General features: G+C 68.6%; 26 protein-coding genes. 17 read left to right on the forward strand and 9 right to left on the reverse strand.

Annotated features, from left to right (window positions below):
* Nucleotides 1–10 precede the first annotated feature (10 nt).
* The 6 genes from OG589_RS06205 to OG589_RS06230 all read left to right on the forward strand — a co-directional run bounded on the left by OG589_RS06205 (nucleotide 11) and on the right by OG589_RS06230 (nucleotide 4,530).
* Complete coding sequence (locus OG589_RS06205; RefSeq protein WP_405146985.1) at nucleotides 11–391, forward strand: DUF5335 family protein; 381 nt, start codon at nucleotides 11–13, stop codon at nucleotides 389–391.
* A gap of 101 nt (nucleotides 392–492) precedes the next feature.
* On the forward strand, nucleotides 493–924 hold the full coding sequence (locus OG589_RS06210; protein WP_405146986.1) for an HIT family protein: 432 nt from the start codon (nucleotides 493–495) through the stop codon (nucleotides 922–924).
* An 11-nt stretch (nucleotides 925–935) separates the two neighbouring features.
* The gene (locus OG589_RS06215; RefSeq protein WP_405146987.1) at nucleotides 936–2,129 is read left to right on the forward strand and encodes a sensor histidine kinase; all 1,194 of its coding nucleotides are present in this window, start codon (nucleotides 936–938) and stop codon (nucleotides 2,127–2,129) included.
* Between the two features lie 134 nt (nucleotides 2,130–2,263).
* Nucleotides 2,264–3,538, forward strand: a complete 1,275-nt coding sequence (locus OG589_RS06220) for an RHS repeat-associated core domain-containing protein (protein ID WP_405146988.1) — start codon at nucleotides 2,264–2,266, stop codon at nucleotides 3,536–3,538.
* Between the two features lie 89 nt (nucleotides 3,539–3,627).
* Nucleotides 3,628–4,023, forward strand: coding sequence for an OsmC family protein (locus tag OG589_RS06225; RefSeq protein ID WP_405146989.1), 396 nt, complete (start codon nucleotides 3,628–3,630; stop codon nucleotides 4,021–4,023).
* A gap of 102 nt (nucleotides 4,024–4,125) precedes the next feature.
* The gene (locus tag OG589_RS06230; protein ID WP_405146991.1) at nucleotides 4,126–4,530 is read left to right on the forward strand and encodes an NUDIX domain-containing protein; all 405 of its coding nucleotides are present in this window, start codon (nucleotides 4,126–4,128) and stop codon (nucleotides 4,528–4,530) included.
* 56 nt (nucleotides 4,531–4,586) lie between these two features.
* Here OG589_RS06230 and OG589_RS06235 read toward each other — a convergent pair whose 3' ends face one another.
* Together OG589_RS06235 and OG589_RS06240 are read right to left on the reverse strand one after the other, a co-directional pair.
* The gene (locus OG589_RS06235; RefSeq protein ID WP_405146993.1) at nucleotides 4,587–5,507 is read right to left on the reverse strand and encodes a tyrosine-type recombinase/integrase; all 921 of its coding nucleotides are present in this window, start codon (nucleotides 5,505–5,507) and stop codon (nucleotides 4,587–4,589) included.
* A gap of 135 nt (nucleotides 5,508–5,642) precedes the next feature.
* On the reverse strand, nucleotides 5,643–6,011 hold the full coding sequence (locus OG589_RS06240; RefSeq protein ID WP_405146995.1) for a DUF427 domain-containing protein: 369 nt from the start codon (nucleotides 6,009–6,011) through the stop codon (nucleotides 5,643–5,645).
* A 52-nt stretch (nucleotides 6,012–6,063) separates the two neighbouring features.
* On the opposite strand from OG589_RS06240, the gene OG589_RS06245 reads away from it, so the two are divergent.
* Nucleotides 6,064–6,636 carry a DUF3995 domain-containing protein gene (locus OG589_RS06245; protein ID WP_405146997.1) on the forward strand — a complete coding sequence of 191 codons (573 nt, stop codon included), beginning with the start codon at nucleotides 6,064–6,066 and terminating at the stop codon, nucleotides 6,634–6,636.
* A gap of 100 nt (nucleotides 6,637–6,736) precedes the next feature.
* Nucleotides 6,737–7,438, forward strand: coding sequence for a hypothetical protein (locus OG589_RS06250; protein WP_405146999.1), 702 nt, complete (start codon nucleotides 6,737–6,739; stop codon nucleotides 7,436–7,438).
* A 142-nt stretch (nucleotides 7,439–7,580) separates the two neighbouring features.
* Here OG589_RS06250 and OG589_RS06255 read toward each other — a convergent pair whose 3' ends face one another.
* Nucleotides 7,581–8,444: a HEAT repeat domain-containing protein gene (locus OG589_RS06255; protein ID WP_405147000.1), complete on the reverse strand. Its 864-nt coding sequence runs from the start codon at nucleotides 8,442–8,444 to the stop codon at nucleotides 7,581–7,583.
* Between OG589_RS06255 and OG589_RS06260 the strand changes: the two genes are divergently transcribed.
* Nucleotides 8,427–10,088 (forward strand): IS1182 family transposase, encoded by a 1,662-nt coding sequence (locus OG589_RS06260; protein ID WP_405145096.1) that lies wholly within the window; start codon nucleotides 8,427–8,429, stop codon nucleotides 10,086–10,088. The two genes, OG589_RS06255 and OG589_RS06260, sit on opposite strands and share 18 nt — an antisense overlap.
* Nucleotides 10,089–10,853: 765 nt before the next feature.
* Here the strand turns inward: OG589_RS06260 and OG589_RS06265 are convergent.
* Nucleotides 10,854–11,288, reverse strand: coding sequence for a hypothetical protein (locus OG589_RS06265; RefSeq protein WP_405147001.1), 435 nt, complete (start codon nucleotides 11,286–11,288; stop codon nucleotides 10,854–10,856).
* Nucleotides 11,207–11,629 (reverse strand): ATP-binding protein, encoded by a 423-nt coding sequence (locus OG589_RS06270; protein ID WP_405147003.1) that lies wholly within the window; start codon nucleotides 11,627–11,629, stop codon nucleotides 11,207–11,209. Before OG589_RS06270 ends, OG589_RS06265 begins: the two co-directional genes overlap by 82 nt.
* A gap of 257 nt (nucleotides 11,630–11,886) precedes the next feature.
* Here OG589_RS06270 and OG589_RS06275 point away from each other — a divergent pair, with 257 nt between their 5' ends.
* The 7 genes from OG589_RS06275 (at nucleotide 11,887) to OG589_RS06305 (ending at nucleotide 18,277) form a co-directional block, all read left to right on the forward strand.
* Nucleotides 11,887–12,708, forward strand: a complete 822-nt coding sequence (locus tag OG589_RS06275) for a helix-turn-helix transcriptional regulator (protein ID WP_405147005.1) — start codon at nucleotides 11,887–11,889, stop codon at nucleotides 12,706–12,708.
* Nucleotides 12,699–12,899, forward strand: coding sequence for a DUF397 domain-containing protein (locus tag OG589_RS06280; protein ID WP_405147007.1), 201 nt, complete (start codon nucleotides 12,699–12,701; stop codon nucleotides 12,897–12,899). The genes OG589_RS06275 and OG589_RS06280 overlap by 10 nt, the downstream gene beginning before the upstream one ends.
* Before the next feature lie 198 nt (nucleotides 12,900–13,097).
* Nucleotides 13,098–13,871 carry a LytR/AlgR family response regulator transcription factor gene (locus OG589_RS06285; protein WP_405151972.1) on the forward strand — a complete coding sequence of 258 codons (774 nt, stop codon included), beginning with the start codon at nucleotides 13,098–13,100 and terminating at the stop codon, nucleotides 13,869–13,871.
* 76 nt (nucleotides 13,872–13,947) lie between these two features.
* Entirely contained in the window at nucleotides 13,948–14,331 is a 384-nt protein-coding gene (locus OG589_RS06290; protein WP_405147008.1) for a hypothetical protein, read from the forward strand.
* Between the two features lie 82 nt (nucleotides 14,332–14,413).
* Entirely contained in the window at nucleotides 14,414–16,144 is a 1,731-nt protein-coding gene (locus tag OG589_RS06295) for a cation acetate symporter (protein WP_405147010.1), read from the forward strand.
* Between the two features lie 194 nt (nucleotides 16,145–16,338).
* On the forward strand, nucleotides 16,339–16,674 hold the full coding sequence (locus OG589_RS06300) for a DUF485 domain-containing protein (protein ID WP_405147012.1): 336 nt from the start codon (nucleotides 16,339–16,341) through the stop codon (nucleotides 16,672–16,674).
* Complete coding sequence (locus tag OG589_RS06305) at nucleotides 16,667–18,277, forward strand: cation acetate symporter (protein ID WP_405147014.1); 1,611 nt, start codon at nucleotides 16,667–16,669, stop codon at nucleotides 18,275–18,277. Before OG589_RS06300 ends, OG589_RS06305 begins: the two co-directional genes overlap by 8 nt.
* Nucleotides 18,278–18,447: 170 nt before the next feature.
* Here OG589_RS06305 and OG589_RS06310 read toward each other — a convergent pair whose 3' ends face one another.
* The 3 genes from OG589_RS06310 to OG589_RS06320 form a co-directional block, all read right to left on the reverse strand.
* On the reverse strand, nucleotides 18,448–19,383 hold the full coding sequence (locus OG589_RS06310) for an aldo/keto reductase (protein ID WP_405147015.1): 936 nt from the start codon (nucleotides 19,381–19,383) through the stop codon (nucleotides 18,448–18,450).
* A 149-nt stretch (nucleotides 19,384–19,532) separates the two neighbouring features.
* Nucleotides 19,533–21,218, reverse strand: coding sequence for a DNA polymerase/3'-5' exonuclease PolX (polX, locus tag OG589_RS06315; RefSeq protein ID WP_405147017.1), 1,686 nt, complete (start codon nucleotides 21,216–21,218; stop codon nucleotides 19,533–19,535).
* Nucleotides 21,219–21,324: 106 nt separating this feature from the next.
* The gene (locus tag OG589_RS06320) at nucleotides 21,325–22,299 is read right to left on the reverse strand and encodes an aldo/keto reductase (protein ID WP_405147019.1); all 975 of its coding nucleotides are present in this window, start codon (nucleotides 22,297–22,299) and stop codon (nucleotides 21,325–21,327) included.
* A gap of 156 nt (nucleotides 22,300–22,455) precedes the next feature.
* Between OG589_RS06320 and OG589_RS06325 the strand changes: the two genes are divergently transcribed.
* Entirely contained in the window at nucleotides 22,456–22,854 is a 399-nt protein-coding gene (locus tag OG589_RS06325) for a glyoxalase (protein ID WP_405147020.1), read from the forward strand.
* On the opposite strand, the gene OG589_RS06330 is transcribed toward OG589_RS06325, so the two are convergent.
* Complete coding sequence (locus tag OG589_RS06330; protein ID WP_405147022.1) at nucleotides 22,851–23,453, reverse strand: hypothetical protein; 603 nt, start codon at nucleotides 23,451–23,453, stop codon at nucleotides 22,851–22,853. The genes OG589_RS06325 and OG589_RS06330 overlap by 4 nt on opposite strands.
* Nucleotides 23,454–23,667 lie beyond the last annotated feature (214 nt).

Below are 23,667 nucleotides of genomic sequence, written 5' to 3' on the forward strand. Positions count from 1 at the left end.
GAGGGGGATCATGACCATGAACCAGCAGCGGCCTGAGCTTCCGCGTGACGAATGGCGCGAGTTCTTCGACGCGATGACGCGCGACTACGAGGGCGCCGAGGCCGCCATCGAGGTGGTGAGCAAGGACTTCGGCGACCTGTTCGAGGCGGAGAGGATCCCGCTGGCCTACCTGGAATACGACCCCAAGGACGACCAGTTCTCGGTGGGCGTAGGCGGCCGTGACGGGCGCTACCCGGTGGTCCTGCGCCACGCCATCGACCATCCCCAGCGCATTCTGGCCGACACCGTGGCACACGGCTCCATCCGGGCCTTCGACGTCTCCGACGCCGAGGGGAACGAGACGATCGTGACGCTCTACCTGCTCCCGGCCGCCGAGGAGAGCACCGCCTGATCCTTCCCCAGGCGCAGGGTCGATCTGGAATGTCGCGGCGAGCGTTGAGAGGCCATGGTCATCGCGCGCTCCCTGCTGTCCGGCGCCGCTAAGCTCGGCTGGTGACCGACGCGTGCCCGTTCTGCGGGATCTCCTCGGGCGCCGTGCCCGCCCACGTCGTGCTGGCCGACGAGGTGGCCGTGGCGTTCCTCGACGCCCGGCCGGTGTTCAAGGGGCACGTGCTCGTCATCCCGAGGGGGCACGTCGAGACCCTCGCCGACCTGTCCACCGAGGCGGTCGGGCCGTACTTCGCGCGCGTCCAGGCGGTCGCCCGCGCCGTGGAGGAGGGCCTCGGGGCGGCCGGCAGCTTCGTGGCGATGAACAACCGCGTCAGCCAGAGCGTGCCGCACCTGCACGCGCACGTCGTCCCCCGCAACCGCAAGGACGGCCTGCGCGGCTTCTTCTGGCCCCGCGTGAAGTACGAGGACGAGGCCGAGGCCGAGTCGTACGCCGTGAAGATCCGCAAGGCCCTCGGCGAGGGCTTCGTGGAGTAGGCTCCGGCGGCGTGGAACCGCTCCTGGCCGTGCCCGTGCTCCTGGTCCTCGTCGGGGTCCCGGCCGTGGTGCTGTGGCGGGTGCTGCGCGGGCGGCGCGAGCTCGGCACCAGCCCGGCCGAGCGCGCCACCTTCGAGACCCTGCACACCGCCTCCCTCGCCGCGCCGCCGCTGCGGGCGGGCCTGACGGCGGCCGGGGCGCTGAAGGCCTCGCGCTACCTGCGCGAGCTGCTCGGCTCGCCCGCCATCGCGATCACCAACGGCGAGGAGCTGCTGGTCTACGACGGCGCGGGCGACCACCACGCGCGGAACGCCTTCGCCAACGCCGCCGAGACCCTGCGCGACGGCCGCATCCAGGTGCTCGGCCCCGACGCGGTCTCCTGCGACCTGCCCGAGTGCCCGGTCAGGTACGCCGTGGTGGTGCCGCTGACCACCGACGACCGGGTGGTGGGCTCGCTGGCGGCCTACGGAGACCACGCCTCGGCCGGCCTGGTGCGCGCCACGCAGGAGGTCGCCACCTGGGTCGACTCCCAGCTGGAGCTGGCCGAGCTCGACCGCTCGCGCACCCTGCTCATGGAGGCCGAGGTACGGGCGCTGCGGGCGCAGATCTCCCCGCACTTCATCTACAACTCGCTGACCACGATCGCCTCCTTCGTGCGCACCGACCCCGAGCGGGCCAGGGAGCTGCTGCTGGACTTCGCGGACTTCACCCGCTACTCCTTCAGGCGGCATGGTGAGTTCACCACGCTCGCCGAGGAGCTGCGCTCGATCGACCGCTACCTCACCCTGGAGCGCGCCCGCTTCGGCGACCAGCTCAGGGTGTCGCTGCGCATCGCGCCGGAGGTGCTGCCCGTGGCGGTGCCGTTCCTGTGCCTGCAGCCCCTGGTGGAGAACGCCGTGCGGCACGGGCTGGAGAGCAAGGACGGGGTCGGCCGCATCACGATCATCGCGGAGGACGCGGGCTCGGAGTGCCTGATCAGCGTGGAGGACGACGGCATCGGCATGGACCCCGAGCGGCTGCGGCGCATCCTGTCCGGCGACCCCGACGAGCGCTCGGGCGCGGGCGGGGTCGGCCTCGCCAACGTGGACGAGCGGCTCCGCCAGGTCTACGGCGACGAGTACGGCCTGGTCGTGGAGACGGCCCAGGGCGCCGGCGCCAAGGTCAGCGTCCGCCTCCCCAAGTACAAACAGGGCGTCTCGGTTTAGCACCCAACGGCCACCGTCCGTTCCCCGGGGAGACTCATTGACACGTTGAGTCAAAGATCATTGCACGCACTGCTTTCGCTTCGCCGACGCAGGCGAGGACTCACTCCATCGAGAAGAAGCCCAACGCCACGGTGGTGTCCGAACACACCATCAACTACCAGGGCAACCTCAACCGCTCCCGCGACCAAGCCAAACTCCAGAACGCCGACAACTCCGGCGTCTACCTGGAAAACGTCTACGACTACACCTACGACCCCCGCGACCGCATCTCAAAGACGGTCAAGACTCCCGTCGGCGGCGGCGCGGCGGAGACAGAGACCTACAGCCACGACCCCAACTCCAACGTCTACGACCAGACCATCCACGGCACTCAGACCACGTTCACCTTCGACCGCAACCGCCTGATGACCTCTGCCAGCGGCGGAGCGACTTCGACCTACAACTACGACCCCTACGGCCGGCTGCGCACCATCACCGGCGGCGGCAAAACCTTCGAGAAGTACACCTACGACGGGTTCGACCACCTCGCCAAACACCAAAAGCTCGGCGCCGACAACGCCACGACTGTCACCACCTACACCTACGACCCGCTCGACCGCACCACCTCAAAGACCGAGAAGACCGGCACCGCCTCGGCGAAGACCACCGACTACTCCTACCTCGGCCTCTCAGGCGAGGTACTGGACGAAGAAGTCGCCGGAAAACACACCAAATCCTTCCAATACTCCCCCTGGGGTGAGCGACTCTCCCAGGCGAAGGTCAACACCGACACCACCGAGGAATCCTCCTACTACGGCTACAACCTCCACACCGACGTCGAACAGGTCACCAAGGAATCCGGTGACACCCGGGCCACCTACGGCTACACCGCCTACGGCAAAAACGACGACAAACTGTTCACCGGCATCGATAAACCCGACCCCGTCGACCCCACCGCCAACGACGAGTACAACCCCTACAGGTTCAACGCCAAACGCTGGGACAACTCCACCGGCACCTACGACATGGGGTTCCGCGACTACAACCCGGGGTTGAACCGCTTCCTCACCCTCGACTCCTACAACGGAGCCCTCAACGACCTGTCCCTCGGCACCGACCCCTGGACCGCCAACCGCTACGCCTTCACCGGCGGCAACCCCATCAACATGGTCGAACTCGACGGCCACGCCGGCTGCACACCCGGCGAATTCTGCAACACCGGACGACGATCCGCCTCCGGCGACATCGCCCCATCCGCCAATGCAAAGCTCCCCGCATACCAACCTGCAGGCGATCCATGCGCCAACGGCGCATGCCAGCCCAAGACATCAGACTGCGGCATCGGATGCCAGGTCGGCGGCGGCGCAAGCGATGCCCTAAACGGATTCAACTGGGGCTTTTGGGACACCCTCGGCGGCGTTCCCGTGTGAGGGAGTGCTGTGTTGCCGGTTGGCGGCTGCGACGTGTAGGACGACTCTTGTCGTCACGTCCGTACGCCCGAGGTGCCGGGAGCCGAGTAATGGATGATCGTTTCAACGTGATCGTGAGCGCAGGATCGCTGAAGGTGACGGACGAGCACGCGGTGCATTTCCCTCATCGGTGGACGCCCGAGGGCGTGAGCGTCAGGGCGGACTTCACCGGAGGACATCTCCTTCACCTCGCGGCCGCAGGATGCGTCCTCAACGACCTTTACCGGGAGGCCGCCGCACTGGGAATCGAACTCCTGGGAGTGCGCGTTTCCGCAGCCGGCGGCTTCGATACCGAGAGCTGGCGGTCAACCGGGATCACCTACACCGTCGACGTCAGCTCCACCGCTCCAGCCGAGAGCATCGCCCACCTGATCGACATCGTGGACTCCGTCGCCGAGATCCCCCGCGCCATCCGACGGGGTGCCACCGTGCAGAGGATCAGCTAACCGACCATCCAGGAACACGACCAACAAGGACTTCCGCACCGCTACGGCGGCATGAGCACGCGGTCGGCGGCATGAGAGTGCGTTCGCGTCTAGTGTGCCGCCATGGTCGCCCAAATTCCGATCTCAGTCGCTGCACTTGTGCGCGACGGTCTCGTGCTCCTGGTGCATCGCCATCCATCGCGTCGGTGGTATCCCGACTGCTGGGATCTCGTCGGCGGACATGTCGAGTCGGGCGAGTTGCCTTACCAGGCCGTCAGTCGGGAATGCCTCGAAGAACTCGGTGTCCACGTCCACGACCCCCTACCCATTCCGATGACGGTCAGTGACCCCACCCTCGACATGCACGCGTTCCTCGTCACGCGCTGGGAAGGGGAACCTGTCAACGCCGCACCCGAGGAGCACGACGATCTTCGCTGGTTTCGGCCCAGCGATCTCGCAGACCTGAAGATGGCCCACCCGGCCAGCCTGTCGAGCATCCTGAGCGCCGTCCAGGTCGCAACCGATTAGCCACTACGAACCCGTCCGCTCATCGGCAGACCAGTGCGTTCGAGTCCCTCCTGGGGTCACGTGCCGGAGGCCATGTAGGCGGCGAGGATGTAGTTCGGGTGCCGGTCGAGGTTGTTACGGGCGCGGTCGTAGCGCATCGTGGTGCGCGGGTCGGTGGGGCGGGCAGCTATTTGGACGTCTCGCAGGTCGACTCCTGCGTCGAGCATGGCGGTGACGAAGGTGTGGCGCAGCATGTGCGGGTGCATCCGTGGCAGCCGCACGACCGATTCGGCCGCGAGGTTCCGTAGGCGTCGGGTAGCGGCGTGCCGGTCCATCCGGGTACCGCGGGTATTGAGCAGAATCGGCCCGCTCACCCGTTCTCCGACGGCGCGTTCGATGGCCCGGCCGACGGCCGGTGGGAGCGGCACCAGGACGACCCGGGTGCCCTTGCCGACGACGCGCAGGACCCGGTGGCCGTGTTCCTCGCCGAGATCGTGGATATCGGCTCCGGTGGCTTCGAAGATCCGTAGTCCGAGGAGGCCGAGCATCGCGACCAGGGCGAAGTCGTTGGGATTGGCAGACTGGCGTGCCGCGGACAGCAGTGTCTCGAACTGCAGATGCGACAGCCCGAGAGTCGGGGACTCGGGTGGGACGTTGGGGCGGCGGACATGGTCGGCGGGCGAGTGCTCCAGCACCCCGTCGATGACGCAGGTCCGGTAGAAGCCGGCCACGACTGACAGGCGCCGGGACACCGTGGAGGGCCGGAAGCGCCGGATCTCTTGAAGCCAGCGAACATAGAGCTCGACCTGAGCCCGCTGAACGGACAGTGGCTCCAGGTTCCGCTCGGTGCACCAGCCCAGGAAGATCCGAAGATCGGACTCGGTGTGCATCCGAGACGTGCCCTTGTAGCGGGCAAGGTGGGCAACGGTCGCCATCCGCAGCGGATCAGTACCCACCGCTCCGGTCGTCGCCGTCAGCAACTCATCGAACGAAGTCATACCCGAAGCTCCCCCGACCCCGGACGGAAGACCAGAGCCGACCTACCGACCGCCCAGCTTGCGGCAGAAGCGGATGTTCAGCGCCGTCATGGTGGGCAGTCTGTTGCGTGTGGCGGCGATCGCAACCCGCGACGCTTACGCGGCCTGCCCGTTCACCTCGAGGGTGACGCCTGGCTTCTCGGCCCAGAAGGCGAGCAGTCCGGCGATCTCCTCAACCCTCGGGAACGGCTCCGGGTAGGACCAGACGACGTCCTCGGCCACACCGTCACCGGTCTGAACCGACCAGTAGACGGCGTCGCCCTTGAACGGGCAGTGCGACGTGGTTGTCGATGATCTGAGCAGGTCCATCTTCACGTCCGCCGGCGGCAGATAGTACCGCGGTGGACAGCCCGTCTCGGTGAGCAGGACCGGCCGGGAGGAGGTCGCGACGACCACGTCCTTGACCCGCACCACGACCTGATCCGATACAGGCGTGACCTCGATGTCATGTCCTCGTGTCTTCATAGAACGATCCCATCAAACTCTCCCCGCGGCCGCCAGCGGAACACCTCCCGGCATGACCGCGCGACCAGCGGCAGAAGAGCGCGTTCGGAACACCACGATCATCGATAGTGGGAACCTGGTCGTCTGGTTCGTCGTTGCCCGGGGTATGACGACGGCCGACGAACCGCATCCGCTCCCACCTGTGCGGGCCTGGGGATATCTCGCCTGCGTGTGGTGTGTGCTCTTTGCGGCGCTGCACATCTACTGGGCGGCGGGAGGGGACGCCGGATTGGCTTCGTCGGCGGGAGCCGACCTCGCAACTCACCGGCCGCTGTGGTTCGTGCTGCTCGGGCTGTGGGGCGTGGCCATGCTGCTCCTTGCCGGGGCGGCTTTCAGCGTCGGAATGACGCGCTGGCGGCTGAGGGGCCGCCTGCGGCGTGGAGTGCTGATCCTTGGTTGGTTGGGTGGCGCCGTTCTGCTCGCTCGTGGACTACTGCTCGAAGTTGTTCTGCTGACCGGGGTCGGCGGCATCCCCTCGGCGGTGGGGCCATTGGAAACGCACTGGAGCCTGATCCTGTGGAATCCCTGGTTTGTTGTGGGCGGGCTCGTCGTGTCACTGGCGACTCGCCAGTTGCAGCGCGTCTGAACATCCGCAATTCGGCAAGAGCGCCCGACCAGCGGCAGAAGAGGGCGGGTTAGGGGATCGTCGGCTTCCATGTGAGGGGAGGCGAGGTGATGCTGAGGCCGTGGAAACCATCTTCGCCAGACCCAGCGTCATGCCGCGTGTCCTGCCGACCGCTCCGGTCCTGGAAAGCTGGGATGCGGCCAACCATCCAAGCCAGCGGCGGCTGGCCGCCTACCTGGACGAAGTCGATGCGCTCGTGCACGCATGCGTACAGCCGGGCAGCGATCATCTCGCACTCGATCTCACGGTCTGCCTGCCACAACAGGCTGCTCTAACCAGGGACGGCCGTGATCTCGATAACTACCTCTTTCCGATCGCCCGGCGGATCGGCGCCGGGCGCCTTGATGCGGTGTTCGCCCGTAAGCAACACGCGGCTACCTCGACCATCGCCGTTTCTGTGGCCGTCCACCTGGACGGTTTGCCCGGCGAGCCGCAGCTGCGGGTACGTACAACCAGCTCCAGTCAGTCGCCGGCGTGGAAGCAGGAGATTCGTGATGCCTGCAGCGCCGTCGTCGGCGCCCCGTTGCCCGATGGCCCGCTGGCGATGGGCATCCGATTCGCCGTGTCCCGCAGGCGCAACTGGTCAACGCTCTGGAAACCGGCCATTGATGCCTTAGGCCCGGTACTTGGCACGCCGGATCCTCGCAAGCCCTACCGTCCGAACGACGATCGGATCGTCGACCTCGCACTTCACCGGAGCCATGACGATGCCCTGGGCAACGATGTGGACATCGCCGTGTGGTGGCAGCAGTCGGTTACCTGACGAGGATCAGCCCTTCGGGCAAGCGCGCTGCGCGGCAGATGAGGATACGCTCAGCGCGCCCGCGAGGCAGCCCACCTCAGGGTGCCCGCCAATGTCCGCTGAAAACTGGCTACATCATTCGCACTACCCGAGCCGATGCCCGTCATCGATTGACAGACCAGGCAGCAACGACGCGGTCGAGGTTGACGCGCACATAGGCGTCGGTTTCGGCCTTCAGCATGCGCTCCATAATGGGGAGGAGCATCCGCTCATCTCGCTGTTCCGCTGTCTGTACTGCTTGACGGCGTACTGTCGGGTCCTCGTCGCCGAGAGCTCGGACGAGCAGGCCGTGCGCTTCGCCCTGCGCCTTGATGAGGAAATATGTCGCAGTTTCGCGTGTCCTGGCGTCCTGGCCGGTGATGAGCGGCGCCAGATCAGCCGCGACCATCCGGCCGCTGTCGGCCAGCGCCTGCATCGCCCTCCACTTCACCTCCCGGTCCGGATCGGTGAGCAGCAGCCGGGCCTGCTCGGCGACGTCCGCAACGCCAAGGGCACGCAGCGCGCTGATCGCCTCCGCCCGCACGGGCGCCTCCGGATCGGTCAAAGCCGCCCGGGCCGCGGACTCGAGCCCCGGCACCTTGGAACGCCACGCGACTTCCATGACCACTTCCCGCACCAGCGGATCACTGTCAGTGGCTGCCTCGGTGAGGGCCTCCGCAGCGGTCTGGGTGATGGCGGGCAGTGCGCGAAGCGAACGCGCCGCCCGCGCGCGTCGGTGCGGAGACGGATCGCAAGCGAGAACACCGAGCAAGCTGGGCTCGTCGCCGGGAAGCTTCTCGCCGAACCAGGTCACGTCGTAGCCGGCGAGCAGCTCGTCGAGCCAGCGCTCGTACCACGACAGGAAATCCTCGTCTTCAAGGACTTTGTTGCCCGATTCGGTTGATGATCGTTGATTGCTGACGCAGTCTGGGGTTACTTGGGCCGCGGAGAAGGTGGAGGAAGATCTGCCATGTCTCTGCGCCCCCAACCTGCCCGTCCGGTACCCGAGGCAACCGCCCAGGTCGCGCGCGCCGCGTTCCCCAAGGGATGCCTGGCGATGCGGGTCCGTGATGAGCTGGGCTCGCTGTTCGACGACGCGCAGTTCGCCGAGGCGTTCTCCGTGCGCGGTGGACCCGGGCTGTCGCCGGGCATGCTGGCGCTGGTCTCGGTCCTGGCGTTCGCCGAGAACCTGACCGACCGGCAGGCTGCTGACGCGGTGCGGGACAAGATCTCGTGGAAGTACGCTCTGGCTCTGGAGTTGACCGACCCGGGCTTCGACTTCTCGGTGCTGTCGCAGTTCCGCGACCGGCTGATCGAGCATGGGCAAGGGCAGCGCCTGCTGGATGAACTGCTGGCCCGCTGCCAGGAGGCGGGACTGCTGAGCGCCGGGGGCCGTCAGCGGACCGATTCCACCCACGTCATCGCCTCGGCGCGGATGCTGAACCGGATGGAGTTCGTCGGGGAGAGCCTGCGAGCTGCGCTGGAGGCGCTGGCCGCCGCTGCGCCGGACTGGCTGGCGGGGGTGGTGGCGCCGGAGTGGATCGAACGCTACGGAGCGCGGATAGATGGCTACCGCTTCCCCAAAGGCGCCGATGCCCGCACCCGCTGGGCCCTCACCGTCGGGACCGACGGATTCGCCCTGCTGGAGGCGGTTCACGCCGCCGGCGCCCCGGTCTGGCTGCGCCGTATCCCGGCGGTGAACATCCTGCGCCTGGCCTGGATCCAGCAGTATCACCGCGACGAGAAGGGGGTGCGCTGGCGGGAGGGCAAAGACCTCCCGCCAGGGAAAATCCGCCTGGCCACGCCGTATGACACCGATGCCCGCTACGGCGAGAAACGCGGCTCGGGCTGGGTCGGCTACAAGGTCCATCTGAGCGAAACCTGCGACCCCGACGCCCCGCACCTGATCACTGGCGTGCTCACCACAGACGCAGCGAGCGGCGATGCGGAGATGACCGAAGAGATCCACCAAGCGTTGGACGCTCGCGGGCTCCGGCCCCGTGAGCATGTGGTCGATGCCGGATATATCAGCATCGCCCTGCTGGTCAACGCCCGTGACCGCGATGGCATCGACCTGGTGGGGCCGGTCGGGGCCGACACCAGTTGGCAGGCTGCCACCGGGCTGGGCCAGGACGCCTTCACCATCGACTGGACCGCAAAGATCGCGATCTGCCCGCGCGGTGCCACCAGCATCAGCTGGTCCGACCAGCACAAACCCAGCGGCACCCCGATCACCCAGGTCCACTTCGACGCCCGCGACTGCGGCCCGTGCCCGGTCCGCGAACAGTGCACACGCGCGAGGGGGCATCGCTACGGACGCAGCCTGACCCTGCTGTCCCAGCCGTCGCAACAAGCCCTGGACCAGCAACGAGCCGAACAACAGACCGACGCCTGGAAGCAGCGCTACAACATCCGCGCCGGAGTAGAGGGCACCATCTCCCAGGCCATCCGCACCGGACGGATCCGCACCACCCGCTACCGGGGCCTGACCAAGACCCGGCTCGCCCACGTTCTCACCGCCTCCGCCCTCAACCTCATCCGCCTGGACGCCTGGTGGACCGACACCCCCATCCGCGGCACCCGAGCCTCTCACCTGGCACGACTTGGCGCTGATCTCGGGTTGGCAGCGTGAACCGAATCGGGCAACAAAGTCTTCAAGCACGTAAGGTGCCGGGACGCCGTTGAGATCGACGTTGACGAGCCGTCCCCGCCCCGGACCGGAGACGACAAGCTGTGTGTAGCTCGTACAGCCGCGGTGCACGACGGCCAGTGTTCCCTGCAGCGGATCTGGACGGTCGTCCGGCCCCCAGAACCCATCCCACCAGTCTTGGGAATACAGCGCTCCGGGCACGAACGGGCTCGGCTCGACCAGGTGACCGGCAAAAGAATCGGACACCTCCCCGTAGGCATCGGCCAGTGCCAGCAATCCGTAGCTCGGACCAGCGCCTCCATCACCGAGCTCCACGATGAATCTGCGGTAACCCTCCGGAAGGACGACGTCGTGCTCGGCCTCGAACGCCGCCACGCTCGACTCCGACAGCGGCGGATTCAGCCGGTAACCGTGCTTCTCAGCGCCGAACGACGTGAACCGACCAGGAACACTCGCCACCTCACCGAGCTTCTCCGCGATCCGCAACAATTGCACGTCCACGCTCGTCCCTCCGCCCCCGGTCGACCGATTGCCAGACTCTACGATCCACCAAACGCCCGCGGAGTGCCCACCTGGCTGACAGCAACGTCCGCTCATCGGCATGAGCGGACGTATCGCCGCGACATGATGGCCAGTCCGCGCAGAGCTTGGGTTGGTCAGCCTCATCGTGATCATGTAAAGCATCAGCCGACACCAATTCGTCAAACATCAACTGAAGGTTGACACCGGGGTCAGGTAGGTCCGGGGTCAGGTAGGCGGTTCGGGCTTCCGGGGCTTGCGGCTCTTCGGCTGGTCGCGCTGTGCCCGCCGGGCGTCGGCGGCGCGGGTGTCTTCGTCGCGCGCTCGGGCGATCTCGGCGTCGATGTCGGTGCCGGCCTGGCGGTGCCGGTAGAGCGTGGTGCCGATGAGGAGTCCGTGGGTGTCGTGCATGGCCTGGTCAACGGCCTGGCGTGCGGTTTTGAGCTGATCCCAGTCTTCGGCGGCGATCGCCTCGTCGACGGCGGCTAGGACCGCGAACACGGTGGTCTGCCATTGGGTGATGGCGGCCTGGTATTCGGCTTCGCTGGTGATGGGGACTTCGGCGGGGATGAGTCGGGCGATCAGTCGCGTTCCCGCTCTCCAGTCGCGTAGATAGGCCCGACGACCATCGAGTCCGGCCTTCTGAATCTGACGGCGAACCACACCACCCGGCCCGCGCCGTCCCTGTAGATGCCCCACCGCTCGGAGATGGCGTCCACCAGGAACAACCCGCGACCGCCCTCGCCGTACGACTCGTCGCAGACCCTCGGTTCGCTGTCGGATCCCGAGTCGATGACCTCGACATGGACGGTGCCGTCACACTCGCTCACCGCCAGCGTCACCTGCCCGCCCCCACGCGAGTCCGAATGCGTGACGCTGTTCGTGACCAGCTCGGATACGAGGAGCACGACCTCGTCCAGCACCGGATGCGCGCGCCCCAGCACCTCACGCACGAACGCCCGAGCCTGCGCAACGGACTCCGGAGCACCGACCAACTCGGTCATCCCTAGAAGGCTCCTCGCCGCGTCACCCCTTTCCGCTGCCTGTGACCGGTCGGAACCACACACGGCCTTGCCGGGTTGTTGCGAGGTTGACACGCCTTCCCACCTCACCTTGCATGCGAATAGTGAAGACTTGACTTCATAGAGTGGTCAATCCGGTTACGCCTCCGACAGCGGATCCACCTCTCAGCGACGACACAGTCGGGGAGAGGTCCGGGGTGAGGTGCAGGAGCAGGCCGTTCGAGCCGAGGAGGGATCAAGTGACAAAACCCGTCGAGGTGAACCCCGAAGAGTCCCCCCAAGCCCTGTTCGCCTACGAGCTACGGCGCTACCGCCTGGAAGCAGGGTTGGTACAGGCAGAGCTGGCACGCAAGATCGGATACGCGACGAGTGTGGTGGGCATGGTGGAGACGGCCAGACGTCCACCGGGGAAACGCTTCGCCGAACTCTGCGACCAGGTCTTCGGCCTCGACGGCGTCTTGACGCGGCTCTGCTCCATAGCCAGATGGGAAACGGTCCCCGAGTTCTTCCGCGACTGGATGGACGTCGAACAGGAGGCGACACTCCTTCGCAGTTGGGATCCGCTGCTGATCCCCGGACTCTTCCAGATCGAGGCGTACGCTCGGCGCGTCATTGAAGGCGAGCCCGGGCTGACCACCGCGCAACGAGACGAACACATCGCCAGCCGATTGCGCCGGAAGGCGATCCTCGCCAGGGAGAGCCCGCCGGTGATCGTGACCTTGATGGACGAGAGCGTTCTGCATCGACCCCTCGGAGGTCGCGCTGTTATGCGCGAGCAACTGGAATACCTCCTGGACATCGCACAAAATCCGAAGGTCACCATCCAGGTTGTGCCATATAGCGCCGAATCCACTTCAGGCATGCTCAGCGCCTTCACCCTTGCGGAGCTCCAGGGCTCGCCACATATCGTGTACGTGGAGTCCTCAGCTCACGGACAAGTGATCGAAGACCGCCCAACGCTCGCTAGAGTGGCCGCTCGTTACGAGGCCATCCGCGCCGAGGCTCATGCCCAGTATCTATCGCTCCAGCTCATCAAGGACGTGATGAAGCAATGGACCTGAGTGCCGCGAAGTGGCGCAAGTCAACCCGGTCCGGCCCGGACGGCGGTCAGTGCGTTGAGGTGGCCACCAACCTTTCTGCTGTCGTCGCCGTACGTGACTCGAAGGACCGCGGCGGCCCCGCTCTGGTGTTTTCCCAAGGTGAGTGGCATGCCTTCATCAGCGACCTCAAAACCAGTCACCATGCCCCTTAGTGGGACAAGATGGTAGGTGGGGGAGTTGTTTGACTCCAGAGTCGTTCCTCGGTTCGGGTCGGCAGTGGGTTACGAACCGATCCCGCCTGGGTGTCTCCGGATAGTTATGGCCGCCGGTGACGTGAGGCGTTGACTTCCTCTGTCGGATTCATCACTCTCTAGTTCACTCAGGAGTGCGATCGGGTGAATGGGAGTGATGTGACCGGCCTGCGCGTGCTGGCGGTGGACGACGAGCAGCCGGCGCTGGAGGATCTGGCATACCTGCTCAGGGCCGATCCGCGCATCGGCGAGGTCGCCATGGCCCGCGACGGCGCGTCGGCGCTGAAGATGCTCGACCGCGCCATGGCCGACGGCAGGCCAGTGGAGGCGGTGTTCCTCGACATCCGGATGCGCGGTCTGGACGGCGTCGTGCTCGGCCGCCTGCTGGCCCAGTTCGCCCGGCCTCCCCGGGTCGTGTTCGTCACCGCCTACGAAGAGCACGCGGTGGACGCGTTCGAGATCAAGGCCGAGGACTACCTGCTCAAGCCGGTACGGCCCGAACGGCTCGCCGAGGCGATCCGCCGGGTGTGCGCCGCCATCCCGGACGCCCCCGATTCGGTGGAGGACGCCGCCCGCACGGCGCCGGACGCCGAGACCATCCCGGTCGAGCTGGCGGGGATCACCCGCTTCGTCGCCAGCTCCGACGTCCGGTACGTGGAGGCGCAGGGCGACTACGCCCGGCTTCACACGGCTGCGGGCAGCCACCTGGTGCGCATCCCGCTCGCCGCGCTGGAGGAGCGCTGGGCCGCCGCCGGGTTCGTCCGCGTGCACCGCAGCCACCTGGTGGCCGTCAAGCACATCGACGAGCTGCACATCGACTCCGGCCGATGTACGGTCCGGATCGGCGACACCGAGATCCCGGTCAGCCGCCGCCACACCCGCGAGCTCCGCGACCTGCTCGTACGCCGTGCCAGGAAGGGCCGTACCGATTGACGCCGAGGACGCGAGGGGGCCGCGTGGGGATGAGGGCAGACGCGGGGACGAGGCGCGGCGCGGAGGGGCGCGCCGGATGACGCCGAAGACGCCCGAACGGCCGAAGCGGCAGGTCGTCACCAGCCCTCGCACGACGGCGGCGCGCAGGCCCCGCTACCCGGTCACCATGGAGATCGACGAGCAGACGCGCCTCGGCGAGGTCTACATGCGCTCGCTGGTCCGCACCCAGTTCCGGCTGGCCCTGTTCGTCTGCACGGTGCTCGGGTGCGTGATCGGCGGGCTGCCGCTGCTGTTCCTGCTGGTCCCCGACCTGCGCGAGGTGCGCATGTTCGGCCTGCCGCTGCCGTGGGTGGTGCTCGCCGGGCTGATCTATCCGGCGTTCGTCGCCGGCGCCTGGCTGTACGTACGGCAGGCCGAGCGCAACGAGCGCCACTTCGCCGACCTGGTCGAGCGCGAGTGAGCGTGCCGCCCGAGCATCGCTCGCGCGAAGCCGCGAGCACACCACCCGGCCACCGCTCGCGCGAGGCCGTGGGGACGGCGCCGTGAGCGCCGCGCTGGGGCTCACGGCCGTGATCGTCGTGGTGGTGGCCGCGATCCTCATCGGGGCCTTCGGGCTGCGGCTGTCGCGGACGACCTCCGACTTCTACGTCGCCTCGCGGACGGTCTCGCCGCTGTGGAACGCCTCGGCGATCGGCGGGGAGTACCTCTCGGCGGCCTCCTTCCTCGGGATCGCCGGGCTGATCCTCGCCTACGGCGCCGACATGCTGTGGCTGCCGGTGGGCTGGACCGGCGGCTACCTGGTGCTGCTCGTGCTGGTCTCGGCCCCGCTGCGCAGGTCGGGCGCCTACACGCTGCCCGACTTCGCCGAGGCCCGCCTTGAGTCGATGGCCGTGCGGCGGGTGGCCAGCGTGCTCGTCGTGCTGATCGGCTGGCTGTACCTGATGCCGCAGTTCCAGAGCGCCGGCCTGGTGTTCCGTACGATCACCGGGGCGCCGCCGTGGGTGGGCGGCCTGCTCGTGGCCGTCGTCGTCGCGGCCAACGTGCTGTCAGGGGGGATGCGCTCGATCACCTTCGTCCAGGCGTTCCAGTACTGGCTGAAGCTGACCGCGCTGGCCCTGCCCGTGGTGTTCCTGCTGTTCGCCTGGTACGGGCTCGGCAAGCCGGGGCTCGGACGCGACGCGCCCCCGGTCTTCGCCGACCCCGTCACCGTGGCGGTCAGCGCCGACGTGACCGTCCGGTTCGAGCGGCAGACCGTGGTCACGGCCACCGGCCGCGTGGACGGCCGGGAGGTGCGCGGGGAGCGGCTCACGCTGCCGCCGGGGAACCACGCGATCAGGCACGACACGACGGTGGCGTTCCCGGCGGGCGCGCCCGTGCCGCACGTCGAGAGCCTTCCCGTGCTGACCGACCACCAGTGGGCACTCCCGCTGCACGGCCGCGAGCACCCGCTGTACGCGACCTACTCGCTGATCCTCGCCACCTTCCTCGGCACCATGGGCCTGCCGCACGTGCTCGTGCGGTTCTACACCAACCCCGACGGCCGGGCCGCCCGTCGCACCACGCTTGTGGTGCTGACCCTGCTCGGCGCGTTCTACCTGCTCCCGGCGGTCTACGGCGCCCTCGGGCGTCTCTACACGCCCGAGCTGCTCATGACGGGCCGTACGGACGCGGTGGTGCTGACCCTGCCGGGCCGCATGGTCGGCGGGACGGCGGGGGAGCTGCTCGGCGCCCTGGTCACCGCCGGGGCCTTCGCGGCGTTCCTGTCCACCTCCTCGGGGCTCGCGGTGTCGGTGGCCGGGGTGATCGGGCAGGACATCCTGCGCGGGGGAGTGCCGAGCTTCCGCGCCGCCACGCTGCTCGCGGTGACGGTGCCGCTCGTGCTGGCCACGATGGCCAGGTCACTCGCCGTCGCGGACGTGGTGGGGCTGGCCTTCGCGGTGGCCGCCTCGTCGTTCTGCCCGCTGCTCGTGCTCGGCATCTGGTGGCGGCGGCTGACCACCACAGGAGCCATGGCCGGGCTGCTCGCCGGGGGAGGGCTGGCGAGCGTCGCCGTGATCGCGGTCATCACCGGCGGCCCGTACACCGGCTGGACGGGCGCGCTGCTCGCGCAGCCGGCGGCGTGGACGGTCCCGATCTCCTTCGCCGTGATGATCCTGGTGTCGCTGCTCACCCCCCGCCGGGTGCCGCGAGGGGTGGCGCGCACGATGGTGCGGCTGCACGCGCCCGAGACGCTCAACGTCAACCGGGGCGACTGGCGGCCTCGCTCCACCTGAGGCTCCACGTGAGCGGCCGTACGGCGGCCGGGCGCGGGGGACCACTCGTCGCGTGGAATGCGCCTTTCGGCGCAGGGCCCGGCCACGTGAGCGACGGGTAGGGGCGACTTGGCGATGATGCGGCCCGAGCCCTCCGCCCGGGCCCCCGGAGCCTTCTACGGTAAGCGTGATACAGATCACAACGTGGAGGTCTCGTGGCCACTCAACAAGACGAGTCATCGGCATACGAACAGGTGCAGGCCGGCCCGGAGTTCCAGGAGCTGCGCCGTCGTTACCGCGGCTGGGCGTTCCCGGTGACCGTCGCCTTCCTTGTGTGGTACCTGCTGTACGTGGTCCTGTCCGGCTGGGCACGTGGCTTCATGGGCACCAAGGTCTTCGGAAACATCAACGTGGCGCTGATCTTCGGCGTTCTGCAGTTCGTGTCGACGTTCCTGATCGCGTGGGCGTACTCGCGGCATGCCGCCGGCAAGCTCGACCCGCTGTCCGACAAGCTTCGCGGTGAGATCGAGGGGACGTCCTCCAATGAGTAACCACGCCCTCTCGATCACACTTTTCGTCCTGTTCGTCGCCGCGACCCTGGGCATCACCTTCTGGGCGAGCCGCCACACCAAGAACGCCACCGACTTCTACGCGGGCGGCCGGTCGTTCAGTGGCGTGCAGAACGGCCTCGCCATCGGCGGCGACTACATGTCCGCCGCGTCGTTCCTCGGCATCGCGGGCATCATCGCGCTGTCCGGGTACGACGGCTTCCTGTACTCGATCGGGTTCCTCGTCGCCTGGCTGGTGGCCCTGCTGCTGGTCGCCGAGCTGATGCGGAACTCCGGCAAGTACACGATGGCCGACGTGCTGGCGTTCCGGATGAGCCCGCGCCCCGTCCGTACGGCCGCCGGGGTCTCGACGATCACGGTCAGCATCTTCTACCTGCTCGCCCAGATGGTCGGCGCGGGCGCGCTGGTCGGCCTGCTGTTCGGCATCACCTCCCCCGCGGGCAAGGCGGGCACGATCGTGGTCGTCGGCCTGCTGATGATCGTCTACGTGGTCGTCGGCGGCATGAAGGGCACCACCTGGGTGCAGATCGTCAAGGCCGTGCTGCTGATGACGGGCGCCGCCCTGGTGACCCTGCTCGTCCTCGGGCACTTCGGCTTCAACCTCTCCAGCCTCCTCGGCAGCGCCGCGCAGGCGAGCGGCAAGGGGCAGCAGTTCCTGGAGCCGGGGCTGAAGTACGGCGTGGAGGCCAAGGGCCTGGCGAGCAAGCTCGACCTGATCAGCCTCGGGCTGGCTCTGGTGCTCGGCACGGCGGGCCTGCCGCACATCCTCATCCGCTTCTACACCGTGCCGACCGCCAAGGTCGCCCGCAAGTCGGTCCTGTGGGGCATCGGCATCATCGGCGTGTTCTACCTGCTCACGCTGGTGCTGGGCTTCGGCGCCGCCGCCCTGGTCGGCAGCAAGGAGATCGCGGCCCAGAACGCGGCCGGCAACACCGCGGCTCCCCAGCTCGCGCTGAAGATCGGACAGCTGATCTTCGGTGACGTCGGGGGCACGATCCTGCTCGCGGTCATCGCCGCCGTGGCCTTCGCGACGATCCTCGCGGTGGTCGCGGGCCTGACGCTGGCCTCCTCCTCGAGCTTCGCCCACGACCTCTACGCGCACGTCTTCAAGCGGGGGAACACGACCGAGCAGCAGGAGATCAAGGTCGCGCGGATCGCCGCCTTCGCCATCGGCGCGGTCTCGATCATCCTCGGTATCTTCGCGCAGAACCTCAACGTGGCGTTCCTGGTCGCGCTGGCGTTCGCGGTCGCCGCGTCGGGCAACCTCCCCGCCATCCTCTACAGCCTGTTCTGGAAGAGGTTCAACACGGCGGGGGCGGTCTCGGCGATCTACGGCGGCCTGGCGTCGGCCCTGATCCTGGTGATCTTCTCGCCGGTCGTCTCGGGCGCGAAGACGTCGCTGTTCCCGACCGTGGACTTCCACTGGTTCCCGCTGGAGAACCCGGGCCTGGTCTCGATCCCGCTCGGCTTCCTCGCCGGGTACATCGGGACGGTGCTCAGCAAGGAGTTCAACGCGCAGAAGTACGCCGAGATCGAGGTCCGCTCGCTCACCGGCGCCGGCGCCGAGAAGGCCGTCTACCACTGAGACACGCGGCTCCCGGCGAACCCCCCTCACGCCGGGAGCCGTGGACGGCGGGGAACGGCTTCCCGAAACTGCCCGGTCGCGGGTCTCCCTCACCTCCAGAGGCCCCGCGACCGGGCCTCGCCGTCTCCACGGACCTCTTTGCGGTGGCCGTTTCCACGGCTCCGCCGTCCCTAGGCCGAGGCCTCGTCGAGCAGCCTGACCTCCTCGGGGGACAGCACCAGGTCAGCCGCCGCGACCAGCGCGGGAACCTGCTCGGGCACCCGGGCGCTGGCGATCGGCGCGGCGACGGTGGGCCTGGTCAGCAGCCAGGCGAGCGCCACGGTCGCCGGCTCGACACCGTGCTCGGCGGCGACCTTGTCCAGGGCCTCCAGCACGCGGCGGCCCCGCTCGGTCTGGAGGTAGGGCGAGGCGCCGCCCGCCCGCGCGGAGTCGACGCTGAGGCCGGGCCGGTACTTCCCGGTCAGAAAACCCTTGGCGAGGGCGAAGTACGGCACGCTGGACAGGCCCTCGCGGGCGACCACCTCTTCGAGCCGCCCCTCGTACCTCTCGCGCTCCACGAGGTTGTAGTGCTGCTGGAGGGCGACGTACCTGGCGAGGTCCAGCCGGTCGGACACCGCCAGCGCCTCCTCCAGGCGGCCGGCCTCGTAGTTGGAGGCGCCGATGTGGCGCACCTTGCCCTCGCGGACCAGCTCGTCGAAGGCGGTGAGCGTCTCCTCCAGGGGAGTGCTCCGGTCGTCGGAGTGCGCGTAGTACAGGTCGATCCTGTCGGTGCGCAGCCGCCGCAGCGAACCCTCGGCCGAGGTGCGGATGTTGGCCGCCGACAGGCCCTCGGCTCCGGGCTGCTGGCCGACCTTGGTGGCGACGACGAGGGAGTCGCGGTTACCGCGCTCCGCCATCCACTCGCCGATGATCGTCTCGGACTCGCCGCCCGCGTTGCCGGGGATCCACGCCGAGTACGAGTCGGCGGTGTCGATGAAGTCGCCTCCCGCCTCGGCGTAGGCGTCAAGGACCGCGAAGGAGGTGTCACGGTCGGCCGTCCACCCGAAGACGTTGCCGCCCAGGCACAACGGGAAGACCGTGAGGTCGGTCTTATCAATATTTTTCATGATCTGAACCTATGTTGGTGATCGACAGCGCTTGCCGCGCGGGCGGCGTGCAGGTCGCTACCGCCCCGGACCTTCATCTTCCTCCCCGTCAGGCGGCGCATCTCGCCGGGCCCGCCGAGATCGTCGCGGGGAGGAGCGGGGAGGAGCGGTCAGGTGCGGCCGAGGAAGGCAAGGAGGCGGTCGAGGGGCCAGGTGTTGATGACGTCGCCCGGGGTCAGCCAGGCGCGCTGGGCGATGCCGACGCCGAAGCGCTGGTTGTCCAGGTGCGGCACGGCGTGGGAGTCACTGTCGATGGAGAACTTCACGCCGTGGTGGCGCGCGAGCCGGGCGAGATCGGAGGGAAGGTCGGCGCGGTCGGGGTAGGCGTCGATCTCCATCGCGGTGCCCGTGCGCGCCGCCGCCGCGAAGACCGCCGCCCAGTCGGCGTCCACGGAGGGCCGCTTGCCGATCTTGCGGGTCGTGGGGTGGCCGATGATGTGGACGTCAGGGTTCTCGCACGCGGTGATGAACCGGCGGGTCATCTCGTCGCGTGACTGGGTGAAGTGCGAGTGCACGGACGCGACGCAGACGTCGAAGCCCGCAAGGACCTCGGCCGGCCAGTCGACGGTGCCGTCGGGCGCGATGTTGAGCTCGGTGCCGTGCAGCAGCCGCATGCCGGGATACGACGCCTGGAGCCGGTGCAGCCGCTCGCGCTGCTCCAGCGCCTTGTCGAGGGTCATGCGCTGCATGAACAGGTTGGGCGCGTGGTCGGTGACCGCGTAGTACGCGTACCCGCGCCCGGCCCCCGCCTCGACCATCTCCTCCAGCGTGGCGATGCCGTCGGTCAGGTCGGTGTGGGTGTGCAGGTCGCCCCTGAGGTCGGCGAGGGTCACCAGCTCGGGAAGCTCTCCGCGCAGGGCCGCCTCGATCTCGCCGCCGTCCTCTCGCAGCGGGGGCGGCACCCAGCGCATGCCGAGCGCCTCGTAGATCTCCTCCTCGGTCCTTCCGGCGATCACGGTCTCGCCCTCGAACAGGCCGTACTCCGACAGCTTCCAGCCGCGCTTCACGCACATCTCGCGCAGCCGTACGTTGTGCTCCTTGGAGCCGGTGAAGTACTGCATCGCCGCGCCCCACGACTCGGCCGGCACCAGGCGGAGATCGACCTGGAGGCCCTGCGTGGTGCGCACCGAGGTCTTCAGCCCGCCGCTCGCGATGACCTCCGCGACGTACGGCTGCCGCCTGAACTCCTCCATCAGCGTCGCCGGCCCGACGGCCAGGATGTCGATGTCGCCGACCGTGTCCTTCATGCGGCGCAGCGACCCGGCGTAGGCGATCCTCTCGGCGGGGAGCGAGGCGATGACGCGCTCGGCGAGGTCCATGGCGACGCCGAGGTGCACCCGCTCACCCGCCTGCTGGAGCTGCTCGATGCCCTTGAGGATGTTCTCCTCGCTCTTGGCCCCGAACCCGCGCAGCCCGGCGAGCCTGCCCGCGCGGATCGCCTCGGCCAGCGCCTCGGGGGAGGCGATGCCGAGCTCCTGGAAGAGGAAGACGGCCTTCTTCGGCCCGAGGGAGGGGATGCGCGTCAGCTTGCGCACGCCGTCGGGCACCTGGAGGCGCAGGTCGTCGAGCTGCCGGAAGCCGCCCCGCTGGAGGAACTCCTCCATCTTCTTCGCGATGGCCTCGCCCACGCCCGGCACCCTGCGGACGTCCACCTGCGAGATGTCCTCGGGAAAGCCCGCGATGGCCTTGGCGGCCTTCTGGTAACTGCGCACCCGGAAGGCGTCGCCGCCGTTCATCGCGAACAGCTCGGCATACTCCTCCAGCGCCGCCGCCGCTTCGTCGTTCGCCCGCCCCATGCCCTCAGCCTACCGAGGCCGCAGGACCGGGCCCGGCCGGAATACGGGTCGCCGCGGGGCTCGTCTTCTCGGTGACGTGACCCGAGACGGCGAGCCCCACGCGGTACTAGTGGGCCACCGGACGGTCCACGTACGGCTCGGCGAGGGAGGCGAGCTCCTTGTCGGACAGGGTGAGGCCCACGGCCGCGACCGCGTCGTCCAGGTGGCGCTCCTTGGTCGCCCCGACGATCGGCGCGTTCACGCCGGGCTGGGCCAGCAGCCAGGCGAGGCCCACCTGCGCGGGGGAGACGTCGCGCTCGGCGGCGATCTGGGCGACCCGGTCGAGGACCGCCGCGTCACCCGGCCCCCCGTACAGTGCGGTGATCCGCCCGTCGGAGCCCGCGCGGGTCGTGCTCTGGTCCTGCGAGCCCGCCCTGGCCACCAGGCCGCGCGCCAGCGGGCTCCACGGGATCAGCCCGACCCCCTGGTCCACGCAGAGCGGGACCATCTCGCGCTCCTCCTCTCTGTAGAGGAGGTTGTAGTGGTTCTGCATGGAGACGAACCTGGTCCAGCCGTTGACCTCGGCGACGTGCTGGGCCTTGGCGAACTGCCAGGCGTACATCGTGGAGGCGCCGATGTAGCGCGCCTTTCCGGACCGTACGACGTCGTGGAGGGCCTCCATCGTCTCCTCGATGGGGGTGTGGTCGTCCCAGCGGTGGATCTGGTAGAGGTCCACGTAGTCGGTGCCGAGGCGCCTCAGCGAGGCGTCGATCGCGGCGTGGATGTGCTTGCGCGACAGGCCGCTGTCGTTGACGGCCTGTCCCACGGGGAAGAAGACCTTGGTGGCGAGCACGTAGTCCTCGCGGTTGGGGAAGATCTTGCGGAGCAGCCGCCCGGTGACCTCCTCGCTGCTGCCGGCCGAGTAGACGTCGGCGGTGTCGAAGAAGGTCACCCCCGCCTCGGCGGCCCTGCGCACGAGGGGCTCGCTCTTCTCCTCGTCCAGCACCCAGTCCTGCCACTTGGCCGGGTCGCCGTAGCTCATCATCCCGAGGCAGATCCGGGACACCTTCATACCGGTGGCACCAAGCCTGATGTAGTCCATTTCAATACCTCCTGGTGGACATCCCATCACGAAGCCCGCCATCTCCGAGTACGGCCTGGGCGGCATGGCGGTGCGGACGGTGGCGCGGGGGAGTGTTAGAAACAAGACGCACGGCCGGTGGTCCCGCCGTGAGCCGTCGCGAGGAAAGGGGAGACCGTGAGTCAGGAAGCCCAGTCGGACAGGTCGTCCTTCGGCCTTGGGCTGCACCACGTGCAGCTCGCCCTGCCGCCGGGCGAGGAGGACGTGTGCCGCCGGTTCTACGTGAACGTGCTGGGCATGACCGAGGTCGAGAAGCCCCCGGTGCTCGCCGCCCGCGGTGGCCTGTGGGTGCGCGCCGACGATCTGGAGATCCACCTAGGGGTCGAGGAGGACTTCCGCCCGGCGCGCAAGGCCCATCCGGGCATCCTCGTCACCGGCCTGGACGCGCTGGCCGAACGGCTCGCGGGCCTGGGCGTCAAGGTGACCTGGGACGACGACTTCCCCGGCCACCGGCGGTTCTACGTCGCCGACTGCCACGAGAACCGCCTGGAGTTCCTCTCCCCCGAGGACGCCTAGGACCCCGGCAGTGCGGTCGCCGGCCCCCTCCCAACGGTCATGACGAATGCCACCTTCGTGGCGTTGAGGGACCCGGTCACGCGCCAGCAGCCCGGCCGGGAGAACAGGATGCCGGTGGGCTGGAACCCCGTCGGCGCGTACCCCGAGGGGACTTCGGCCGTCGCGGTTCCCGTGCCGCCGTCGACGCGGGTCGCGCTCAGCCTGAGGCGCCCCTCGGCCAGCCGCCACCAGCCGATCTTGAAGCTGTAGCCCTGCGGGCGCGGGTCTCCGGGGTACGCCGGGTCGGGCAGGACCACCCACAGATCTTTCTCGCCGAACCAGCGGTCCTCCCCTGGCTGGCGCCTGACCTGCGACGGCGGACCGTCCTCCCGGTCAGAGGGCCGGGTGACGGCGCACTCCGTATTTGACCCCGGCGGCGTGGTCTCCGGGCGTACGGGAGGCGGTGTGGTGCTTCCGGTGAGTGCGGTACGGGGGCTTGCGGGGGCCGCTGCCTGGGAGGGCGTGCCGGCCGAGCAACCCGATACCAGGCCGCCGCACGCGCTCAGGACGACGGCAAGGCAGGCGGCCATCCGGACCCCCGCGTGCCAAGGCCTTCTCATCTGCGGCTACCTCCCGGTCTCCCCGAAACGCTTTCGTCGCCGCTAGTACCCCCGACCGGGCCCCGAAGGTTCCCGCCGATGCGACCGAGGAACGTGGTGGGTCTCCATCAAGAACGTGGTGCCCGGTGCGGCCGGGTCTCCGTTCGAGGACGTGGTGCCAGCTGCGGGGGCGCGGCGGCGGCTTGTGCGTGCGGCCATCTCGGGGGGAGATGGT

It is taken from the genome of Sphaerisporangium sp. NBC_01403, from assembly GCF_045040145.1.
GTDB lineage: Bacteria > Actinomycetota > Actinomycetes > Streptosporangiales > Streptosporangiaceae > Sphaerisporangium > Sphaerisporangium viridialbum.